Genomic DNA, 20378 nt, shown 5'->3' on the forward strand with positions numbered 1-20378 from the left:
CCAGAACATCTGGTCGACCGCTAAAAGGTCGGTTGAGAGGATACCTTGGGCGGAAGAGCGCGCTTGCCTAGGCCATATTCCCGGTAGGCACGGTTCCACCATACTGAATTTTTGTAACCGCCGCCGGACTGGTGCCCGATACCGCGAGGAAAAGTTGCTACACTTTCCCTGCAATCTGGCGTGACACGCATCTCGCCCGTCTGGTCGATGGGACACCAGAGCCGGATTTCGGTGATCGCACCCCAGGCAAACCCATGACGGTAGCATGTCAGAGCCTCATACTCCGGTTCGATTTGGATCTCTCCGTTGTTCCACTTCATTCCGTAGAGATCGTTCTCCTGAAAGATCGACAGTCCTTGATCGCAACCAAGATAGTCTCGCAGCTTTTCCGGCGTCGGCTGCAAGGCGGAGTGTTTATCGATTGCATTGCCCTGAACATCGAACCAGAAGTGCTGCTTGTCCTTTGTCGCCCGCAACAAGGGTTTGTATTTGTCCATTTCGATCTTGTCGTAATTCGGCTGGAGCAGCACTGCGCCATCGCGCATTCTTGCGCCTTTTAGGCCTCCGGCATCAAAGATCTCAACCGCAGCTAGGCCTTTGCGTTCCAGTGGGGCCTTGCCGCAATGAAACAGGTCACCCTCGCAGGCTGTGTGGAGAATGACGCCGTCTTGTACCTGTGTCGAAGCAGGCCTCGGCGAAAAGACGCACATTGCAACGGCGGTCGCCAGAAGGATGGGCTTCGATCTCAAAAAATGGATGTAGAAATGAGCTTTCAATTTGCGTGCCCCCGTGAGTTGCGCATCGAATAAGAGAAGCTCACGGCGAAAATTCGACAGGTTTTTCCGTTTAAGGTTGATTCAACCCGGCAGACTTCTCCAGCAGCGTTCTCACCTCCCCCCGCAAGGTTTCGGCAAAACTCTCCACCAGCATGGACAGCGGCCGGTTGGCCGGGGTCAGCAGGGACATCTTCAGATGGCAATCCGGCTTGAACGGCCGGAAGACGAGACTGCTGGCCTCACCAAAGCTTTCCTGGTGGCTGACCGCCGACAGGCCTTCGCAGATGGTGTAGCAGAGGCCTTCGGAAACCAGCTGCAGGGCTGGCAGGAAGGTTCTGAGCTCGAACCGCTTGTTCAGCCGGGCGCCGGCCTCGTCGAAGGCCCTGCGTGTCTGCAGGCTGATGGCATGGTCCTCGAACAGCATGGCCAGCGGTTTGCCGTCAAGATCCGCGGGGGTGATCACTTCCCTGGTAACGAGCGGGTCGTCCTTGGGCAGGGCGCAGACGCCGGGCAGGGCAAAAATCTCCGAATTGATGGTCTGCCGCGGCGCGGGGGTTTCGGCGAAGCCGATGTCGTATTGCTGCGAGGCGATCCAGTCGGTGACCACCGGCGAGGACCGCATCATCAGCGATGCTTCCACATCCGGCTTGTCCCGCAGAAACCGGGCGAGCACACGCGGCATGAACACGCTGGAGGCGGCCGGGTTGCAGGCGATCCGGAGCTTGCCCTTTTCAAGGTTGCCGATGTCCCTGAGCGTGCGGGTGGAGCGGGTCAGCCGCTCCAGCAGGAACTCCGCCTCCTCCCTGAAATAATAGGCTTCCGGCTTGGCGACGAGACGGCCGCGTTCACGCTCGAAAAGCGGAAAGCCGACCTCGCGCTCGAGGCCGGCGATCATGGCGCTGACCGCAGGCTGGGTGCGCCCGAGCGCCCGGCCCGCCTCGGAGACGGACCCCGCACGCATCACTTCGACAAAGGTCTGCAGCTGACGGAAGGAAAGGTTCATGGCCAAACTATAAAGTCACTCTATCAAACTAGCAATATTTCGAATTTGCCTTTATGGATTTGCCGGCGCAATACTCCGCCCCCAGAGAAAGGTTCAGGTGATCCCGCGGGACACCGCAAACCGGGGGGTGGTTTTGGAACGGTTCACACAGTGCCTTTTGACGGCTCTGATCCTGATCGTCGCGCTGGGCCAGTTTGTTCAGGTCATCACGCGCTACGTGCTTCAGGTCCCGGTGATGGGGCTTGAGGAAACGATCATGTATCCGACGCTGTGGCTCTATATCTGCGGTGCAGTCAACGCCTCGCGCGAAAACAGCCATATCCGTGCCAATGTCCTGGAAATTTTTCTGAAGACCGACCGCCAGCACACCATCCTGGCGATTGTCGGCGAGATCATCAGCCTCGTGGTCGGCCTGTGGCTGCTCTCCTGGGCCTGGGACTACACCCGCTATGCCTGGCGCGTCTGGCGCGAGAGCCCGACACTCTACATCCCGACCTTCTATGCCGATGTCGCGCTGGTTGTCGGCCTGGTGCTGATGATGCTCTACACCACGACCTATCTCATCAAACACATCCGCAGCCTGTCGGCCGCCGAAGGGAGCGCACAATGATAGAGATCGCGCTTCTGGCCATCCTGGTCCTGGTCATCACGCTGACGCTGGGCGTGCCGCTGCCCTGGTGCTTCGGCGCGGCGTTGATGGTGATGTATTTCATCGGCGATGTCACCATGAAGGGCATGGTGCTCTGGGGTTTCCAGCAGCTTGGCAATCCGGCGCTGCTTGCCATCCCGCTGTTCGTGCTTGCCGGAACGATCATGTCGGAAAGCGGCATTGCCGCCGCCCTGCTGCGCTTCGTCAATTCCTTTGTCGGCCATGTCCGCGGCGGGCTCGGCGTGGTCGCTGCGGTCAGCTGCGCCATCATTGGCGCGATTTCCGGCTCCGGCCTCACCGGCATCTCCGCCATCGGTCCGCTGCTGATCCCGGAAATGGAAAAGCGCGGCTACCCGCGGGAATACGCGACCGCGCTGATCGCCAACTCGTCGATCCTCGGCCTGCTGATCCCGCCGTCCCTCTCCATGATCCTGTTCGGCTGGGTCACCGACACGTCGATCGCCGCCTGTTTCCTGGCAACGCTCGGGCCCGGCCTCCTGATCATGTTCAACTTCTCGGCCGTGAACCTCTGGATGTCGCGCCGGTTCAACCTGGTGCTGGACGAAAAGCCGACGGCGCGGGAATTCGCAAAGGACGTCGGCAAGCGCGGCGTCTATGCCTTCCCGGCGCTGCTGATGCCGGTGATGATCCTTGGCGGCATCTACGGCGGCATCATGACGCCGACCGAATCCGCCGCGCTCGCCGTTATCTACGCCATTCCGGTCGGTTTCCTGATCTACAAGGGCCTCAGGATCGACAATTTCCTCTTTGCCGGCAAGGAGGCAGCCACCGCCGTCGGCGCGATCATGCTGATGATCCTGTTCTCCATGATCCTCGGCCAGATGTTCGTCTATGAGGGCGTGCCGCAGCAGCTTGTCAAAACGATCTTCGGCATCACCGAAAACAAGGTCGTGTTGCTGATCCTGATCAACATCCTGTTGTTCCTGATCGGCATGGTCGTCAACGACGCCACCGCCATCATCCTGGTGGCGCCGCTGCTGCTGCCGCTGATGCAGGCACTCGACATCAGCCCGGTCCAGTTCGCGGCCATCATGGGCGTCAACACCGCCATGGGCGGCGTCACCCCGCCCTATGCCTCGATCCTCTATCTCGGCGCCCGCATCGGCAAGGTGAAGGTCACCAAGGTGATCCCGCCGGCGATGTTCCTGGTCCTGACCGGTTATGTGCCGGTGGTCTTCCTGACCTCCTTCTGGCCGGACCTGTCGCTCTATCTGCCGCGCCTGTTCGGCTACTGACCCTGAAACCATCGACTTCTCGGGAGGAATTCAAAATGCAAACCACGGGGAACACCATGAAGAGACTTTTGACCGCGACCGCCGTCGCAACCCTGATCGGCCTCGGCTCCGCCGCCCAGGCCGCCGATTTCAAGATGAGCCATGTCCGTCCGCAGGGCGCGACCATCGACACCGAGCTGAAGGCCTATGCCGAAGCAGTCAGGCAAGCCACCGGCGGCGACGTCAACATCGAGATCTATGCCGCCTCGGCGCTCGGCGACTACACCACCGTGCAGGAGCGTGTCTCCGTCGGCGCCATCGAAATGGCGACCCAGCCGGCAGCCACCGGCACCGACCGGCGCATGCAGATTGCGTCCGTGCCGTTCCTGGCGTCCAACTGGGAGGAAGCCCGCAAGATCTACGGTCCGGGCGGCGTGCTGCACGAGACCATGACCGAGCTGTTCGCCAAGCAGGACATCACCATGCTGGCGGCCTACCCGGTCTATTTCGGCGGTATTTCGCTGAACCGCGACGCCGTCACGCCCGGAACCACCGAGCCAAAGGGGATCAAGGTGCGCGTGCCCGGCATCAAGAGCTTCCAGCTGACCGGCGAGGCGCTCGGCTATATCCCGGCGCCGATCCCCTTTTCCGAAGCCTTCACCGCAATCCAGGTCGGTGTCGTTGACGGTGTCATCGGGTCGGGTGCCGAAGGCTATTACGCCTCGTTCCGGGACGTGACCAAGTCCTACATTCCGGCCAACACCCATTTCGAGGTCTGGTTCATGATCATCTCCAACGAGGCCCTGTCAGGCCTCGACGAAGACGATCAGGCGGCCATGAAGAAGGCCGCACAGGACTTCGAGGCGGCCCGCTGGGTGGTTGCAGAAGAAGATCAGGGTAAATGGGAACAGCGCCTTGCCGACGAGCTCGGCGCCACGGTCGTCTCCCTGAGCAACGAACAGCTGGCCGACATGGCCGAGACCGTGCGCGCGGCCGTCTGGCCGGAGCTTCTGAAGGATGTCGGCGAGGAATGGGGCCAGTCCATCCTCGACCAGGCACGCAACTAGGCACTGTCGGACCGGGCGGTTCCGGCCGCCCGGCCCTCTCTCTCATTCGGGACTTGTCATGGATACGGACTACGCCATCATCGGCGGGGGCGTCGTGGGGCTCTCCGTTGCCTGGGGCCTTCTGAAACGCGGGCTCACCGTCACCGTCATTGACGGCGACGATGGCAGCTTCCGGGCGAGCCGCGGCAATTTCGGGCTGGTCTGGGTGCAGTCCAAGGGCATGAAGCAGCCTGCCTATGCAAGCTGGTCCCAGCGCTCGGCCGCCGCCTGGAATACCTTTGCCGCCGAGCTCAAAGAGGCCACCGGCTTCGACCCGGAACTGGAGCAGAAGGGTGGCTACGACCTGCATTTTTCCGACGAGACGCTTGCCGAGACTGTCGCCAAATACGAGGAGCTTAAGGAAAAGCTCGGCGGCAATTACCCTTACGAAGTCCTGGGCCACAACGAATTGCGGCGCGAAGAGCCGGAAATCGGCCCGAAGGTGGCCGGCGCGATCCTGCATCACCAGGACGGCCATGCCAATCCGCTCAAACTCCTGAAGGCGCTGGCCGGGGACGTACGCCGGCTTGGCGGCCTTGTACTGACCGGCAAGACAGTCGAAGACGTTTCGCAAAAGGACGGTTTCCGCATTCATTGCACCGACGGCACCATCGTGAGTGCCGGCAAGACCGTTCTTTCTGCCGGCCTCGGGGCCGCCAAGCTTGGTCCGAAACTGGGCTTCAGGGCTCCGATCCGGCCCCAGCGCGGCCAGGTCCTGATCACGGAAAAACTGCCCCGGATCATCCATCGCCCGTCGCTGATTGCCCGGCAGGTGGACGAGGGTGGCATCCAGATCGGCGCCACCAACGAGGAAGTCGGCTACGACGACCGGGTCACCGCGCAAGGCATGGCCGGTCTCGCCGCCGAAGCGGTTGCCGCCTATCCGATCCTCGCCAGGGCGCAGCTTGTCCGCAGCTGGGGCGCTCTTCGCGTGCTCTCGCCCGACGGCCTGCCGATCTACCAGGAAAGCCCGGACATGCCCGGGGCCTTTCTCGTGACCTGCCACAGCGGCATCACACTTGCCGCCGCCCATGCCCGCTTCCTGCCCGACTGGCTGGAAAAAACCGCCGGGGCGCCCGATCTGGAGGTGTTCAGTGAAACCCGCTTCGCCCTTTCGTGAGCTTCAAAAGGGTGGCGGCCGTGTGCGCGTCACCTTTGATGGCCGGACGTTTGACCTGCGCGAAGGCGGCAATCTGGCGGCCGAACTGCTTGCCGCGGGCATCCGGTCCTTTCGCAAGACCCCGGTTTCCGGCGCCGAGCGCGGCCCGTTCTGCATGATGGGCGCCTGTTTCGATTGCCTTGTCGTGATCGACGGCGTCACCCGCCAGGCCTGCATGTGCGAGGTCAGTGCCGGCCTGGTGATCGACAGACCCGGGGCGGAAGGAGAGGGCGATGCTTGATGCGGATCTCATTGTCATCGGCGCCGGTCCAGCAGGTATGGCGGCGGCACGCACGGCAGCCGACGCCGGTCTTTCCGTTCTTCTTCTCGATGAACAGCAGCGGGCCGGCGGGCAGATCTACCGGGATGTTGAACGCGTTCCGGCGGAGCGGAAGAAAATTCTCGGAGACGACTATCTGAAAGGCCGCGCGCTTGCCGAAGCGCTTGATCATCCGAAGATCCGCCATCTGACCGGCGCGGTTGTCTGGCAGATCGAGGACGGCCCGCGTGTGGCCTTTACCCGGGACGGGGCGGCCGGTCTTGCCCGGGGCAAGCGCCTGCTGATTGCCACCGGCGCGCTGGAACGGCCGATGCCGGTGTCCGGCTGGACCCTGCCGGGCGTGATGACCGCGGGCGCCGCGCAAATCCTTCTGAAACAGTCCGGCCTCCTGTGCGAACGGGCCGTTCTGGCCGGAAGCGGCCCGCTGCTTTACCTGGTCGCCGCACAGATGTGCCGGGCGGGCACGCCGCCGCTGGTGCTGGTCGAGACCCAGACGCCGGCGGACCGGCGGGCTGCCTTGCGGCATTTGCCGAAAGCGCTGAAAGCCTGGCGGGTGCTTGCCAAGGGGCTTGGCCTTCTGGCCGAGATCCGCCGGGCGGGCGTCAAGCGCTACATCGGGGCAACCGGCATTGCCATTCACGGGCAGGACAAGGCCGAAGCCATAAGTTTTGAGGCCGACGGCAGGAGGCACCAGATCGCCTGCGCGAGCGTGCTGTTGCACCACGGCGTCGTTCCCAACACCCAGGCGACGCGGTCTCTGTCCCTGCCGCATGTCTGGAGCGAGGCGCAGCGGGCCTTTTCGCCGGAACGGGACCGCTGGGGCAGGACAGCCAACACGGACATTTTCGTTGCCGGCGATGGCGGCGGCATCGGCGGGGCTGTCGCCGCCAAGCTTCAGGGGGAAGTTGCGGCGCTGGAAGTTGCCTGCGATCTTGAAAAGATCTCGCATGTTAACCGGGACCGTGCAGCCGCACCGCTGCGCAAGGGCCTTGCAATCGAATTGGCCGCGCGTCCCTTCATCGACCGCGCCTATCCGCCCTATGCCAAGGCGCTTGCACCGGCCGACAGCACCATCATCTGCCGCTGCGAGGAAGTCACCGCCGGCGACATCCGCCGCTATGCCGGCTTGGGCTGCCTCGGTCCGAACCAGACCAAAGCCTTCGGCCGGCCCGGAATGGGGCCTTGCCAGGGCCGCTATTGCGGCCTGACCGTGACCGAACTGCTGGCGGCGGAGACCGGGCGGTCTCAGGAAGATACCGGCTATTACCGGATCCGCCCGCCCCTGAAACCGGTTACGCTCGGCGAGCTGGCCGTCCTGGCCGAAACCGACTTGAAAGAACAGGAAGACATTTCATGATCGAACGCATCGACGCCGGACCCCGCATGAGCAAGATCGTCAAGCACGGCGGTGTCGCCTATCTCTGCGGCCAGGTCGGTGATGGCGCCACCGTTGCGGATCAAACCCGGGATTGCCTGTCGCGGATTGACGCGCTTCTGGAAAAGGCAGGTTCCTCGCGCGAAAAGATCCTGCAGGCGATCGTCTGGCTGGCCGACATGAGCGACTTTGCCGAGATGAACGCGGTCTGGGACGCCTGGGTTCCGGCAGGCCACGCCCCCGCCCGCGCCTGCGGCGAAGCCAAGCTGGCGCGGGACGTCCTGAAGGTGGAGATCATCGTCACCGCCGCCTGCGACTGACGGCATTCCGGCAACACGGGATGGTAAGCGGTCTTCACGGGCAGCTCGAAGACGCCTAGTCCGCCGGATGGCCGACGCATTGCAGGATGAGCGGTGCCAGCGGGGCGTCAAGGCCCAGCACCTTTGCGACGGCTTCGTCGTGAAAGCCGCCGACCAGAACGGTTCCGAGCCCTTCGGCGACCGCCTGAAGCTGCAGGTTCTGCACCGCCGCGCCTGCCTCCATGTGCACATAGCGCATCCCCCGCCCGCCATAGGGGGGCTGGTTGGCGAAATGTATACTTGGTCCGACAATGTCGGCGGCGATCACGATAAGGGCCGCGGCATCGGTGATCCACTCGGGATCGCCGATCGCGGCTTCCCGGAGCGCCGCTCGCAGATCCGTGCCGTGCTGGGGTTCCAGGTCGAGCGTTTCGGGGCCGACCGCGTAGTGACCGGGGCTGAGCCCGTCCACCTCGCCGGCCACCACGAACAGACGCAAGGGACACAGCGCATGGGCGGATGGCGCGGCGCGTTTGCCGTCATCGCCGGTAATGCCCTGCGCCGCGTGAAGGAGCGCCTCCAGGGCGGCAATCGAAATTGGCTTGCCGGAATATTGCCGGACGGTGCGCCTTCGGGAGAGGGCGTCTTTGAGCGAAAGGTCGGTCAAGGGATGTCCTTCGGCTTGCGGTGGGACACAACCCCTAACAGGTTTGACAAGGCTCTGAAACCGGGCGCACGCTTGCCGGCGGGTGTATGCGATTTGCCGGATTAGAGCAGTCGCCTAGTTATGGTCTGGTGAGACAGCTTATTCGGGGAGGCTGCTGTAAATGCTTGAAACCGTTGCCGGCCTTGCCGAATATTGGCGGATGAAAACACCGGCCTGGCCGGTGCAGGCCTTTTTTGAGGATGGCAAGTGTCCATGACCCCGGAAAGCATCATCGCTGCAATCCAGTCCTGGACCAAGGTGGCGTTCAGCTACCTGACCGCGCCCTGGTTTGCCTATCAGATCGCGATCATCGCCGTGCTCTACGGCCTTGCCAAGGTCCTGAGCTTGCGCGTCGAGCCGCGGCTGGAAGAGCGGGCGCGGGAGATCAAGGGCCATCCGGGCCTGCTGCGGGTGGTGATCGCCCTGCTCCGGCGGATCGAGTGGATCCTGTTCAGCCTGTTCCTGTTTGTGGCGCTGACCATCATGCGTTCGGTGACTTGGCCGAGCCGAAGCCATTTCATTGCAATCGCGCTTTCGCTGTCGCTCGCCTGGCTGTTCGTTGCCGTGCTGTCCCGTGTGATCCGCAACCGGCTGGTCGCCAGAACGCTCAGCTGGCTCGCCTGGATCTATGTCGCCCTCGTCATTCTAGGCTTCGACGACGAGGCCGGCACGTTCCTCGACAGCCTGGCATTGCCGCTCGGTGAAATGCGCCTGTCGGTCCTGCTGGTGCTGAAGGCCGCTCTGCTCCTGATCGCCACCGTCTGGGTCGCGGTGATCCTGGGCCGCTATTTCGAGGAACAGGTGCAGCGCTCCGACGAGCTCACCCCCTCGATCCGGGTGCTGATCGGCAAGGTCGCCAAGTTTGGCCTGGTGGTCCTTGCCGGCATGATCGCGCTCTCTTCCGTCGGCATCGACCTTTCCGCCTTCACGGTCTTTACCGGCGCCGTCGGTCTCGGGCTCGGCTTCGGCCTGCAAAAGGTGATCTCGAATTTCATCTCCGGCATCATCATCCTGCTCGACAAGTCGATCAAACCCGGCGACACGATCTCGCTGGAAGGCACCTTTGGCTGGATCCGCGAGCTCCGCGCCCGCTTCGTTTCCGTGGTGACGCGCGACGGGCGCGAATATCTGATCCCGAACGAGGATTTCATCACCCACCGGGTGATCAACTGGTCCTTCTCGGATGATCTGGTGCGCCTCGACGTCAATTTCGGCGTCTCTTATGACGCTGACCCGCATGTGGTGTCGAAACTCGCCATCGCGGCGGCCACCTCCGTCGGCCGGGTCGACGACAACCGCCGCCCGGTCTGCTGGCTGACCGGTTTCGGGGACTCCTCCCTCGACTTCGTGCTGCGCTTCTGGATCCGCGACCCGCAACAGGGCCTCACCAACATCCGCGGCAAGGTGCTTTTGGCGCTGTGGGACACGTTCAAGGAAAACAACATTGGCATCCCCTATCCGCATCGCGAGATCATCATGAAGAAGGAGCCGGGGGAGATGCCTGTGAGTTTTGGGGAACCGGAGCGGAAGTCGCAAGAAACGGATTGAAAAGCAAAAAGTCGAAAGAAGGCTTCCACACCCACAACGTCATCCTGAGGAGGGCCAGGGGCCCGTCTCGAAGGATCGGGCACTTGTTTTCTCGAATTTGCAGCCGATCCTTCGAGACGCCGCTTACGCGGCTCCTCAAGATGACGCTGAGTGTGTGAATGGCGCTTTGTGAGTTCGCGCAGAGTGCAGCTGGCAACCCGCTCCTCAACTCCCCCGATAGGTCGAAAAGCTGAATGGCGAGACCAGAAGCGGCACGTGGTAATGCGCTTCTTCCGATAGGCCGAAGCGCAGCGGCACCGTGTCGAGGAATTTCGGCTCTGGCAACTCAAGGCCGGCGGCGTCGAAATAGGCGCCGACATGGAACACCAGCTCGTAGGTGCCGGTCTTGAACTCGTCCTTGGGCAGGATCGGACTGTCGGTGCGGCCATCGTCATTGGTCACCAGGCTGCGCACATAAGTGCGGCTTTCGCCGGAAATTGCATAAAGATCGATCTTGATGCCTTTTCCAGGGCAGCCCTGGGCGGTGTCGAGCACGTGGGTGGTCAGGTATCCGGCCATTCGGGCCTCCTTCAAAAACGTCGTTGGCCGCATGATGATGCGGGTGGAATGCCAGGGGCACCCGTGCTTCTCCGAAAGCACTTTCTAAAAAGACAAGAAAGTCATCCGGATTGTTCTGATTTATAAGAAGACAACTGCCAATGGTCGAATTGGGGCATAGTCCTTGCTTGTTGCAAACCACTGGTATCACGAGGAGGTCCCGTCTTGAATCGTTATTCCCGGAACATGCGCGGCTATGGTCAGACCCCGCCGGATCCGAAATGGCCGGACGGGGCCAGAGTCGCTGTCCAGTTCGTGCTGAATTACGAGGAGGGCGGCGAGAATTGCGTGCTTCACGGCGATGCCGCCTCCGAGGCGTTCCTGTCCGACATCCCGGGCGCCGCCCAGTGGCAGGGCCAGCGCCACTGGAACATGGAATCGATCTATGAATATGGCGCCCGCGCCGGCTTCTGGCGCCTGCACCGCCTGTTCACCCGCTCCAACATCCCGCTGACCATCTATGGGGTCGCCACCGCGCTGGCGCGCAGCCCGGAACAGGTCCAGGCGATGAAGGACGCCGGCTGGGAGATCGCCAGTCACGGCCTCAAATGGGTCGAGCACAAGGACATGCCGGAAGAAGAGGAGCGCGCGGCGATCGCCGAGGCGATCCGCCTGCACACGGAAGTGGTTGGGGAACGCCCGCGCGGCTGGTACACCGGCCGCTGCTCGGAAAACACGGTCCGCCTCGTCGCCGAGGAAGGCGGCTTTGCCTATGTCTCCGACACCTATGACGACGACCTGCCCTACTGGTTGGAAGTCGGCGACCGCGACCAGCTGATCATTCCCTATACGCTTGAAGCCAACGACATGCGCTTCGCGACCGCGCCCGGCTGGACCGACGGCGAGGATTTCTACAATTATCTGAAGAATGCCTTCGACATGCTCTACGAGGAAGGCCGCACGGACACGCCGAAAATGATGTCGGTCGGGCTCCATTGCCGCCTCGTTGGCCGACCGGGCAAGATCGCGGCGATCAAGAAGTTCATAGAGCATATCCGGAAACATGACGGTGTCTGGTGTCCGCGCCGGATCGAGATCGCCGAGCATTGGGCGAACACCCATCCGCCGCACAGATTTTCAAGGCCGAGCCGCATGGACAAATCCGACTTCGTCGCCAAGTTCGGCGGTATTTTCGAGCACTCCCCCTGGATTGCCGAACGCGCCTTCGACCTGGAACTCGGCCCTGCCCATGACTGCGCCGCCGGTGTGCACAACGCGCTCTGCCGGATGTTCCGCTCCGCCAGTGAGGAAGAACGCCTCGGCGTCCTGACCGCGCACCCGGATCTTGCCGGCAAGCTCGCCGCTGCCGGCCGCCTGACCGCCGAAAGCACCAATGAGCAGGCGAGTGCCGGTCTCGACCATCTGACCGACGAAGAGCGTGAGACCTTCACCAGGCTCAATACGGAGTATGTCGACAAGCACGGTTTCCCGTTCATCATCGCGGTGCGCGATCATGACAAGGCCTCGATCATGGAGGCGTTCCATCGCCGGATCGACAATGACCGGGCAACCGAATTCGACGAAGCCTGCCGCCAGGTGGAACGGATCGCCCAGTTCCGGCTCAAGGACCTGTTGCCGTGAGCCTGAGCATCGCCCCATCGCCGCTGACCGCAGAGGCTTTTGCCGCTTATGGCGACGTGCTCGAGGTCAAGGGTGCTCCGGACAAGATCATCAACCAGGGCCTATGCGGCCGGCACCACGACAGGGCAAAGCTCGACTTCGGTTCCGGGCGGGCCGGCATCAGCCTGTTCGACGCCAAGGCGCGCGCCTTTCCATACGTCGTCGACATGGTCGAGCGGCATCCGGACGGCAGCCAGGCCTTCATCCCGCTCGATGGCGTGCCGATGATCGTGGTGGTTGCCGACGACGACAATGGCCAGCCGGTGGGCCTGAAGGCCTTCATCAGCCAACCCGGCCAGTCGATCAATCTTCATCGTGGCACCTGGCACGGTGTTCTGGCTCCGCTTGGCAAAGCGGGCCGCTACGCGGTCGTGGACCGCATCGGGGACGGACCCAATCTTGAGGAACATTGGTTTTCCGACCCCTGGACTGTGGAGGCTCCCGCAACGGATTAGCCTCCCATTTTGGACGATCCCTGCCCGCGGAACGAGGCGGAGACGTCCCTTGACCTTCAGAGGAGCAGACATGTCTAACGCATCGATCGGATCGCCGGAGCAGCTCCGCGATCCCAACTACACACCGCCTTTGATGAAGGCGATCCCCCTGGGCATCCAGCACGTTCTGGCGATGTTCGTCTCCAACGTGACCCCGGCCATCATCGTGGCCGGCGCCGCCGGCTTCGGTTTCGGCTCCAATTCGCCCGACTTTCCAGAGCTTCTGTATCTCATCCAGATGTCGATGGTGTTTGCCGGCGTGGCAACTTTGCTGCAGACGCTGACGCTCGGCCCGGTCGGCGCCGCCCTGCCGATTGTCCAGGGCACGTCCTTCGCCTTCCTGCCGATCATGATTCCGCTGGTCGCCGGCAAGGGTGTCGACGGCCTCGCCGCGCTCTTTGGCGGCGTGATCATCGGCGGCATGTTCCATGCCTGCCTGGGCCTCTTCATCGGCAAGATCCGCTTCGCCCTGCCGCCGCTTGTCACCGGTCTGGTGGTCACCATGATCGGTCTGGCGCTGGTCAAGGTCGGCATTCAATATGCCGCCGGCGGCGTTCCGGCCATTGGTACACCAGAATACGGCTCGCTCCTGAACTGGACCGCCGCCCTGGTGGTGATTGTGGTGACCCTCGGGCTGAAATTCTTCGCCCGTGGCATGATGTCGGTCTCAGCCGTCCTGCTTGGCCTGATCGCCGGTTACATCTTTGCGCTCGCAACCGGCATGCTGACCTTCGGTGCGATTGCCGGGTCTTGGGACAAGGCCGCCGTTTTCGCCCTGCCGCAGCCGTTCAAATATGGCTTCGAGTTCTCGCTCGCCGCCGTCATCGGGTTCTGTTTGATGGCCATCGTGTCGGCGGTTGAAACTGTCGGTGACGTCTCCGGCATCACCAAGGGCGGTGCCGGGCGCGAGGCCACCGACAAGGAAATCGCCGGCGCGACCTATGCCGACGGCCTCGGCACGGCCGTTGCCGGGTTCTTCGGCGGCTTCCCGAACACGTCCTTCAGCCAGAATGTCGGCCTGATCGCCATGACCGGCGTCATGAGCCGCCACGTCGTCACCATCGGCGCGATTTTCCTGATCGTCTGCGGCCTGATTCCGAAGGTTGGCGCGGTCATCCGCACGGTGCCGATCGAGGTGCTCGGAGGCGGCGTCATCGTGATGTTCGGCATGGTGGTCGCTGCCGGCATTTCCATGCTGTCGGATGTCAACTGGAACCGGCGCAACATGGTGATCTTCGCCATCTCGCTCTCCATCGGCCTCGGCCTGCAGCTGGAACCGGGCGCGCTGCAGCACATGGGTGACACGGCCCGCATCCTGCTGACCAGTGGCCTGTTGCCGGCCGCCGCGATTGCGATCGTGCTCAATCTGATCCTGCCGGAAGAGCTGACGGACGAATCCACCGAGGAAGTCTCCGGCGGCATGGCCGGCCACGGTCACGGCTCCCTGCCGCACGAGGAAAAAACGGCGTAAGGACTTCATCCGACAGACAGACGAAAGGGCCGCGCGAGCGGCCCTTTTTGTTGGTTCCCTCCTCCTCCTCTCAACCGTCATTCCGGACAAGTGAGGCGTAGCCGAGCGCCGATCCGGAACCCAGATATATTTCGCGCTGCAAGCGCGGGCCATTTTTGTTTGGTGTTCGCTTTGCTCACGCTGACGCGCTGGATTCCGGATCTGTGCGCAGCGTTGCTGCACTTGTCCGGAATGATGGCGGAGGGGGAAGAGCGTTTGGTGCCCTACCGCGCCGCCATCAGCCTTGCCATGTCGATCATACGGGCCGAGAAGCCCCATTCATTGTCGTACCAGCCGAAAATGCGCACCTGATGCGCATTGGCCTCCAGGGTTTCGGGCAGGTGGATGACGAGGGATTCCGGGCGGGCGCGCATGTCGGTGGAGACGACATGGTCGTTGATGAAGCCGATCACCGGATTGCCGGAGAAGATCTCGAGCAGGCGATCGTTGAACGGCGCCTCGACGGGCTGGGCCAGGGTCACCGTCAGGTCAACGGCGGAGACGCTGATCGACGGCACACGCACCGCAGCGCCGCTGACCTTGCCGGCGAGCTGCGGCAGCACGACGCCGACAAGTTTGGTCGCGCTGGTGGTGGTCGGCACCATGGAAACGCCGCCGGCGCGGCTGCGCTCCAGCGGCCCGCGCGGCGCATCGACCATCGGCTGGCTGCCGGTGTAGCAGTGGATGGTGGTCATGTGCCCGCTCTTGACGCCGATGGCATCGTCGAGACCGCGCAGAAGGGGAGCAAGCGCATTGGTGGTACAGGAGCCGTTGGAGACGATCCGGTGGCCGTCCATCTCGTGCTCGTTGGCGCCGAGCACCAGGGTGATATCGGCGCCCTCGGACGGACCGGAGATCAGGACATTTGTCGCGCCGCCCATCAGGCCCCGTTCGGCGATCTCGCGCGTGTCGGCCTTGCCGGTGCATTCCATGACGACGTCGACCCCGGCAAGATCCAGCACCGACAGATCGGCCTCGGCGGAAAAGACGATTTCGCGGCCGTCGATGGTCAGCGTGCCGTTGCCGGCCGAGACCTCGCCCGGCCAGGGGCCGAAGACGCTGTCATATTTGAACAGATAGGCGCAGGTCTCCAGCGAGGCGATGTCGTTGATCCGCACCACTTCGATGGCGTCTTTTTCGGGAAGGCTGAGCACCTGACGCAGGACGGTCCGGCCGATCCGGCCGAACCCGTTGATCACAATCCGCATTCTCTACGGTCCGTCTAGAAATCCACGTTGATCGCGACGCCCTTTTGAATTGCCAGTTCGACAGCGGCCGATGCCACCGCGAGATCCTGAAGGCCGACGCCCGTTCCGTCGAAGAGGGTGATGTCCTCGTCCGAGGTCCGTCCAGGATGGGTAGCATTAATGACGGCGCCGATCTCAATTATATTGTCCTCAGAGACAATTCCGGCGGCGACCGCATGCTGGCATTCACCGATGGTGGCGGACTGGGCAATCTCGTCGGTGAAGAGCTTCGCCTGGCCAACCAGCGCCGTTTCGACCTCCTGTTTGCCTTTTGTGTCCGTGCCCATGCAGGCGACATGCGTGCCCGGGGTCACCTGGGCTGCCTTCAGGATCGGCTCAAAGCTGGACGTGATCGAGATGATCACATCGGCCTCCGCGCCGAGCCGGTCGAGATCGACGGATTCATACGGCAGGCCGAGCTCGTTCGCCGTCTCTTCCAGGCGCACCAGCATTTCCGGGTGCAGGTTCCAGCCAATCACCTTGTCGAAGTCGCGCTGCTCCACAGCGGCGCGCATCTGGAAGGCCGACTGATGCCCGGCGCCGATCATGCCGAGCACCTTGGCGTCTTTACGTGCCAGGTGCTTGATTGAAACGGCGGAGGCGGCAGCGGTGCGCAGGGCGGTCAACAGATTGCCGCCGACAACGGCCTTCGCCTGGCCGGTATCGGCATCGAACAGGAACACGGTCGACTGGTGGTTGGTCAGGCCTTTTGCCATGTTGCCCGGCCAGTAACCGCCGGATTTCAGCCCGAGGGAGAGGGACGACCGGTCGAAACCGGACTTGAAGCCGTAAAGCGCGTCGGCATGGCCGATGGCCTCGCGAATGACCGGGAAATTATAGGCCGCGCCGCTCGCCATGGCGGCAAATACATTCTCGACCGCCTCAAAAGCGTCCTTGCGGCCGATCAGGCCGGCGATTTCCTTTTCAGGAACGATGATCATTTGGGTCTCCAGGGAATTAAGCCACAAACACAGCCGTCATCCTGAGGAAGCGCCTTGGCGCTGTCTCGAAGGATGGGCCACGTTATCAGAGCGCGCTGCCGATCCTTCGAGACGGGCCTTCGGCCCTCCTCAGGATGACGTGGGAGTAAATCGGTGTGACACAGCCCTACCGTCGTCATGCCATGGCTTGACCATGGCATCCATGCCGTTTCCCATCTGCTCGAAAGAGATCCGAGTGGAGAAGTCACGGCATGGATTGCCGGGTCAAGCCCGGCAATGACGAACAGCAGGGAGCTGTGTCTCAGTAAGCCTTGCCGCGAGCGGAGACCGGCCAGACCGTCTCGACCTTGCCGTTGCGAACCCCGACATACCAGTCGTGGACATTGGCGGTCGGGTCGCAGTGACCCGGAACCAGCTTCAGTTTCTCGCCGACTTTCAGCACGCCATTCGGGTCGGCAATGACGCCGTGTTCGTCGGAGCATTTGACATATTCGACATCGTCACGGCCGTAGATGAACGGCAGGCCACTGTCGACGGACTGGGCTTTCAGGCCAGCGTCGCAGATCGCCTTGTCCGCCTTGGCGTGGCTCATCACCTGGGTCAGGATGAAGAACGCGTTCTCCCACTCGCCCTGGTCGATGCGGTTGCCGTTCTGATCGAGGATCCGGCCGTAATCGGCGTCCATGAAGGCGTAGGAGCCGCATTGCAGCTCGTTGTAGACGCCGGAATTGGACTCGAAATAGTAGGAGCCGGTGCCGCCGCCGGAGACGAGTTCCGGCTTGAGGCCGGCTGCTGTCAGCGCCTCGACCGCGTCCTTGACCATGGCAATGGCGATGTCGAGCTTGTCCTTACGGGCTTCATAGCTGTCCAGGTGCTGCATGGCGCCCTGGTAGGCCTGGATGCCGGTGAATTTCAGGTTTTCGGCCTTGTCGACCGCCTGGGCGATCTCGACAACGGCCTCGCTGGTGGTGACACCGCAGCGGCCGGCGCCGCAATCGATCTCGATGAAGACTTCCAGTTCGGTGCCGTGCTTGACGGCAGCCGCCGACAGGTCGGCAACATTGGCAAGGTCGTCGACGCAGACGATGGTGCGGGCGCCGAATTTGGGCAGCTGCGCCAGCCGGTCGATTTTCTTCGGGTCGCGCACCTGGTTGGAGACAAGTATGTCCTTGATGCCGCCGCGAGCGAACACCTCGGCTTCCGAGACCTTCTGGCAGCAGACGCCGACGGCGCCGCCGAGACGCTCTTGGAGTTTGGCGACATCGACGGACTTGTGCATCTTGCCGTGCACCCGGTGGCGCATGCCGTGGGCCTTGGCGTAGTCGCCCATCTTCTTGATGTTGCGCTCCAGTGCGTCGAGGTCGAGCACCAGGCAGGGGGTCTGGATATCGGCCTCGTCCATGCCCGGCAGCGCGGGAATGTCATAGCCGACTTCGAGTTTTTCAAATCCGGTTTGTGCGTTCATTTTGTTGTTCTCCAAGAAATTCAGACATTCAAGATCAACCAGACTTCGGGCTTTGCCCGAAATCTGAAAGTTGATCGATTTCTCAAATGTTGGAGCATCTTAGCTGCGCTCATCCGAGCGCAGGATGCTCCAGGGCAATTTACCGAGATCGACATTGCCGCCGGTGATGATCACGCCGACGCGTTTGCCCGCGAAGACGTCCCTGTTCTTCAGGATGGTTGCGAGCGGCACGGCCGAGGACGGCTCCATCACAATCTTGAGCCGTGCCCAGATCAGGCGCATGGCATCGACGATTTCCTGTTCCGAGGCGGTCAGGATGTCGGTGACGTGGTTGGAGACGAAGTGCCAGGTCAGCTCTTTCAGCGGTACCTTCAGACCATCCGCCACGGTATTCGGCGCGTCGTCGGCGATGATATGTCCGGCGCGGAAACTGCGCGCGGCATCATCGGCCTGTTCCGGCTCGGCAGCGTAGATCTTGACCTCGGGCGCCAGGTTCGAAAGCGTCAGGCAAGTGCCGGAAACCATGCCGCCGCCACCGATCGGCGCAATCACCGCATCGAGACCGTCAGTCTGTTCCATCAGCTCTTTCGAGCAGGTGCCTTGGCCGGCAATGACGCGCGGATCGTTGTAGGGATGCACGAATTCCGCGCCGGTGCGGGCTTCGACTTCGGCAAAGACCGCCTCGCGGCTGGAGGTCGACGGTTCGCATTCGGTGATGATGCCGCCGTAACCACGCACGGCGTCTTTCTTGGCCTGCGGCGCCGTCTTCGGCATGACCACATGGCAGGGAATGCCCCGGCGGCCGGCCGCATAGGACAGGCTCAGCGCATGGTTGCCGGAAGAGTGCGTCGCGACGCCGGCCTTGGCGGTTTCTTCATCCAGGCCAAAGACCGCGTTGGACGCGCCGCGCACCTTGAAGGCGCCTGCCTTCTGGAAATTCTCGCATTTGAAGAACAGCTGCGCGCCGGTCAGTTCGTTGAGAAACGAGGAGGTCAGCACCGGCGTGCGGTGAATGTACGGCTTGATGCGCTCATGGGCGACCAGCATGTCCTCGAGCGTCGGGATATCCTGGGTCAGGGCGTCGGTTTTCATGCGGCTTCCTTTGCAGAGAGGGCGGTTTCGCTGCGGTAATAATCCTGTGCGGCGGCCACGCCGGAGCCGAGCTGGATGGGAAGGCCCAGGTCTGCCATGACCATTTCGGCGGTGGCGAGACCCGACAGGGTCATGACATCGGTCAGGCTGCCCAGATGGCCGATGCGGAAGACCTTGCCCGCAACCTCCCCGAGGCCAACGCCGAACGCGACACCGTATTTCCCGGCTGCATGGGTGACGATGTCGGTGGCGTTGAAACCCTCGGGGGTGCGGATCGCGCTGACGCTGTCCGAATAAACATCCGGCGTTTCAGCACAGAGCTCCAGGCCCCAGGCACGGACGGCGGCACGGACACCCTCGGCGATGCGGTGGTGACGGGCAAAGACATTCTCCAGCCCCTCGGCGAGCAGCATGTCGCAGCTTTGCTTCAGACCGTTCAGCAGGCCGACGGCCGGCGTATAGGGATAGGCGTTGTTGGCATAGGCCTTCATCATGTCTCGGACATCGAAGAAGTTGCGCGGCAGTTTCGCGGTCTCGACAGAGGCCTGGGCCTTCGGCGACAGGGCAACGATGGCAAGGCCCGGCGGCAGCATGAAACCCTTCTGCGATCCGGTGACGGCGGCATCGACGCCCCACTCGTCCATGCGGAAATCCATCGAGGCGATCGAGCTGACGCCATCGACGAACAGCAGCGCCGGATGTTTGGCGGTGTTCAGCGCACGGCGGACGGCTGCGATATCGGATTTGACGCCGGTGGCCGTCTCGTTGTGGGTCGCCAGGACGGCCTTGATTTCGTGGCCGGTGTCCTTCGCCAGGATCTCTTCATAGCGGTCTGCCGGCAGGCCGGTGCCCCAGGGCGCCTCGACAACCTCGACCTTGAGGCCGTGGCGCTGGCACATGTCGATCCAGCGGTGGCTGAACATGCCGTTGCGCGCCGCCAGGATCCTGTCGCCCGGGCTCAAGCAGTTGGTGATCGTCGTCTCCCAGCCGCCGGTGCCGGTGGACGGGAAGACGAAGACCTGTGCCGTCTCTGACTTCAGAACCTTTTTGACGCCCGCAAGTGCCGGCTGCAGGATCTGGCCGAACAGGGGAGACCGGTGGTCCAGGGTCGGCATGTCGCAGGCCCGGCGCAGATGCTCCGGCATGTTCGTGGGGCCCGGAATGAAAACAGGGTTTTGGAAGCTCATGGCCGTTTCCTCTTATGGATTTGAAGAAACGGTACCGGAGACGGTCAGAGACTCGCAATTTTTTTAAAATATTTTTTCAGAATTGCGAA

The 20378-nt window shown here is 62.7% G+C and carries 20 protein-coding genes; 11 read left to right on the plus strand and 9 right to left on the minus strand.

Annotation, left to right across the window (positions count from 1 at the left end):
* Positions 1-20 precede the first annotated feature (20 nt).
* Positions 21-776, minus strand: a complete 756-nt coding sequence (locus tag M0H32_RS16930) for a hypothetical protein (RefSeq protein ID WP_248156116.1) — start codon at positions 774-776, stop codon at positions 21-23.
* A 70-nt stretch (positions 777-846) separates the two neighbouring features.
* On the minus strand, positions 847-1779 hold the full coding sequence (locus tag M0H32_RS16935) for a LysR substrate-binding domain-containing protein (protein WP_248156118.1): 933 nt from the start codon (positions 1777-1779) through the stop codon (positions 847-849).
* A gap of 133 nt (positions 1780-1912) precedes the next feature.
* Here M0H32_RS16935 and M0H32_RS16940 point away from each other — a divergent pair, with 133 nt between their 5' ends.
* Genes M0H32_RS16940 through M0H32_RS16975 form a run of 7 tightly spaced genes read left to right on the plus strand, consistent with a single transcriptional unit; the run spans position 1913 to position 7903 of the window.
* Positions 1913-2389 (plus strand): TRAP transporter small permease, encoded by a 477-nt coding sequence (locus tag M0H32_RS16940; protein ID WP_248156120.1) that lies wholly within the window; start codon positions 1913-1915, stop codon positions 2387-2389.
* Complete coding sequence (locus M0H32_RS16945; protein ID WP_248156123.1) at positions 2386-3684, plus strand: TRAP transporter large permease; 1299 nt, start codon at positions 2386-2388, stop codon at positions 3682-3684. Before M0H32_RS16940 ends, M0H32_RS16945 begins: the two co-directional genes overlap by 4 nt.
* Positions 3685-3740: 56 nt before the next feature.
* Positions 3741-4730, plus strand: a complete 990-nt coding sequence (dctP, locus tag M0H32_RS16950) for a TRAP transporter substrate-binding protein DctP (protein ID WP_248156125.1) — start codon at positions 3741-3743, stop codon at positions 4728-4730.
* A 58-nt stretch (positions 4731-4788) separates the two neighbouring features.
* Positions 4789-5889, plus strand: coding sequence for an NAD(P)/FAD-dependent oxidoreductase (locus M0H32_RS16955; protein ID WP_248156127.1), 1101 nt, complete (start codon positions 4789-4791; stop codon positions 5887-5889).
* Positions 5864-6169, plus strand: coding sequence for a (2Fe-2S)-binding protein (locus tag M0H32_RS16960; protein ID WP_248156128.1), 306 nt, complete (start codon positions 5864-5866; stop codon positions 6167-6169). Before M0H32_RS16955 ends, M0H32_RS16960 begins: the two co-directional genes overlap by 26 nt.
* Positions 6162-7565, plus strand: a complete 1404-nt coding sequence (locus tag M0H32_RS29515; RefSeq protein ID WP_282449415.1) for an FAD/NAD(P)-dependent oxidoreductase — start codon at positions 6162-6164, stop codon at positions 7563-7565. The genes M0H32_RS16960 and M0H32_RS29515 overlap by 8 nt, the downstream gene beginning before the upstream one ends.
* Positions 7562-7903: a RidA family protein gene (locus M0H32_RS16975; protein WP_248156129.1), complete on the plus strand. Its 342-nt coding sequence runs from the start codon at positions 7562-7564 to the stop codon at positions 7901-7903. The genes M0H32_RS29515 and M0H32_RS16975 overlap by 4 nt, the downstream gene beginning before the upstream one ends.
* Before the next feature lie 55 nt (positions 7904-7958).
* On the opposite strand, the gene M0H32_RS16980 is transcribed toward M0H32_RS16975, so the two are convergent.
* The gene (locus M0H32_RS16980) at positions 7959-8549 is read right to left on the minus strand and encodes a SagB/ThcOx family dehydrogenase (RefSeq protein WP_248156130.1); all 591 of its coding nucleotides are present in this window, start codon (positions 8547-8549) and stop codon (positions 7959-7961) included.
* Positions 8550-8801: 252 nt separating this feature from the next.
* Between M0H32_RS16980 and M0H32_RS16985 the strand changes: the two genes are divergently transcribed.
* Entirely contained in the window at positions 8802-10136 is a 1335-nt protein-coding gene (locus tag M0H32_RS16985) for a mechanosensitive ion channel family protein (protein ID WP_248156131.1), read from the plus strand.
* A 204-nt stretch (positions 10137-10340) separates the two neighbouring features.
* On the opposite strand, the gene uraH is transcribed toward M0H32_RS16985, so the two are convergent.
* Positions 10341-10694: a hydroxyisourate hydrolase gene (gene uraH, locus M0H32_RS16990; protein WP_248156132.1), complete on the minus strand. Its 354-nt coding sequence runs from the start codon at positions 10692-10694 to the stop codon at positions 10341-10343.
* Between the two features lie 225 nt (positions 10695-10919).
* Here uraH and puuE point away from each other — a divergent pair, with 225 nt between their 5' ends.
* The 3 genes from puuE (at position 10920) to M0H32_RS17005 (ending at position 14318) form a co-directional block, all read left to right on the plus strand.
* Complete coding sequence (gene puuE, locus M0H32_RS16995; protein ID WP_248156356.1) at positions 10920-12314, plus strand: allantoinase PuuE; 1395 nt, start codon at positions 10920-10922, stop codon at positions 12312-12314.
* Complete coding sequence (locus M0H32_RS17000; protein WP_248156133.1) at positions 12311-12808, plus strand: ureidoglycolate lyase; 498 nt, start codon at positions 12311-12313, stop codon at positions 12806-12808. The genes puuE and M0H32_RS17000 overlap by 4 nt, the downstream gene beginning before the upstream one ends.
* Before the next feature lie 70 nt (positions 12809-12878).
* The gene (locus M0H32_RS17005; RefSeq protein ID WP_248156135.1) at positions 12879-14318 is read left to right on the plus strand and encodes a uracil-xanthine permease family protein; all 1440 of its coding nucleotides are present in this window, start codon (positions 12879-12881) and stop codon (positions 14316-14318) included.
* Between the two features lie 263 nt (positions 14319-14581).
* Here M0H32_RS17005 and M0H32_RS17010 read toward each other — a convergent pair whose 3' ends face one another.
* The 5 genes from M0H32_RS17010 to bhcA form a co-directional block, all read right to left on the minus strand.
* A complete protein-coding gene (locus tag M0H32_RS17010) occupies positions 14582-15565 on the minus strand; it encodes a type I glyceraldehyde-3-phosphate dehydrogenase (RefSeq protein WP_248156137.1) in 984 nt (327 codons plus the stop codon).
* 14 nt (positions 15566-15579) lie between these two features.
* Complete coding sequence (gene bhcD, locus M0H32_RS17015) at positions 15580-16545, minus strand: iminosuccinate reductase BhcD (protein WP_248156139.1); 966 nt, start codon at positions 16543-16545, stop codon at positions 15580-15582.
* Between the two features lie 301 nt (positions 16546-16846).
* Positions 16847-18010: a 3-hydroxy-D-aspartate aldolase BhcC gene (gene bhcC, locus M0H32_RS17020; RefSeq protein WP_248156140.1), complete on the minus strand. Its 1164-nt coding sequence runs from the start codon at positions 18008-18010 to the stop codon at positions 16847-16849.
* Between the two features lie 99 nt (positions 18011-18109).
* Positions 18110-19102: a beta-hydroxyaspartate dehydratase BhcB gene (bhcB, locus tag M0H32_RS17025; RefSeq protein WP_248156141.1), complete on the minus strand. Its 993-nt coding sequence runs from the start codon at positions 19100-19102 to the stop codon at positions 18110-18112.
* Complete coding sequence (gene bhcA, locus M0H32_RS17030) at positions 19099-20289, minus strand: L-aspartate--glyoxylate aminotransferase BhcA (protein ID WP_248156142.1); 1191 nt, start codon at positions 20287-20289, stop codon at positions 19099-19101. Before bhcA ends, bhcB begins: the two co-directional genes overlap by 4 nt.
* Positions 20290-20378 lie beyond the last annotated feature (89 nt).

Source organism: Roseibium sediminicola (genome assembly GCF_023156505.1).
Lineage (GTDB): Bacteria > Pseudomonadota > Alphaproteobacteria > Rhizobiales > Stappiaceae > Roseibium > Roseibium sediminicola.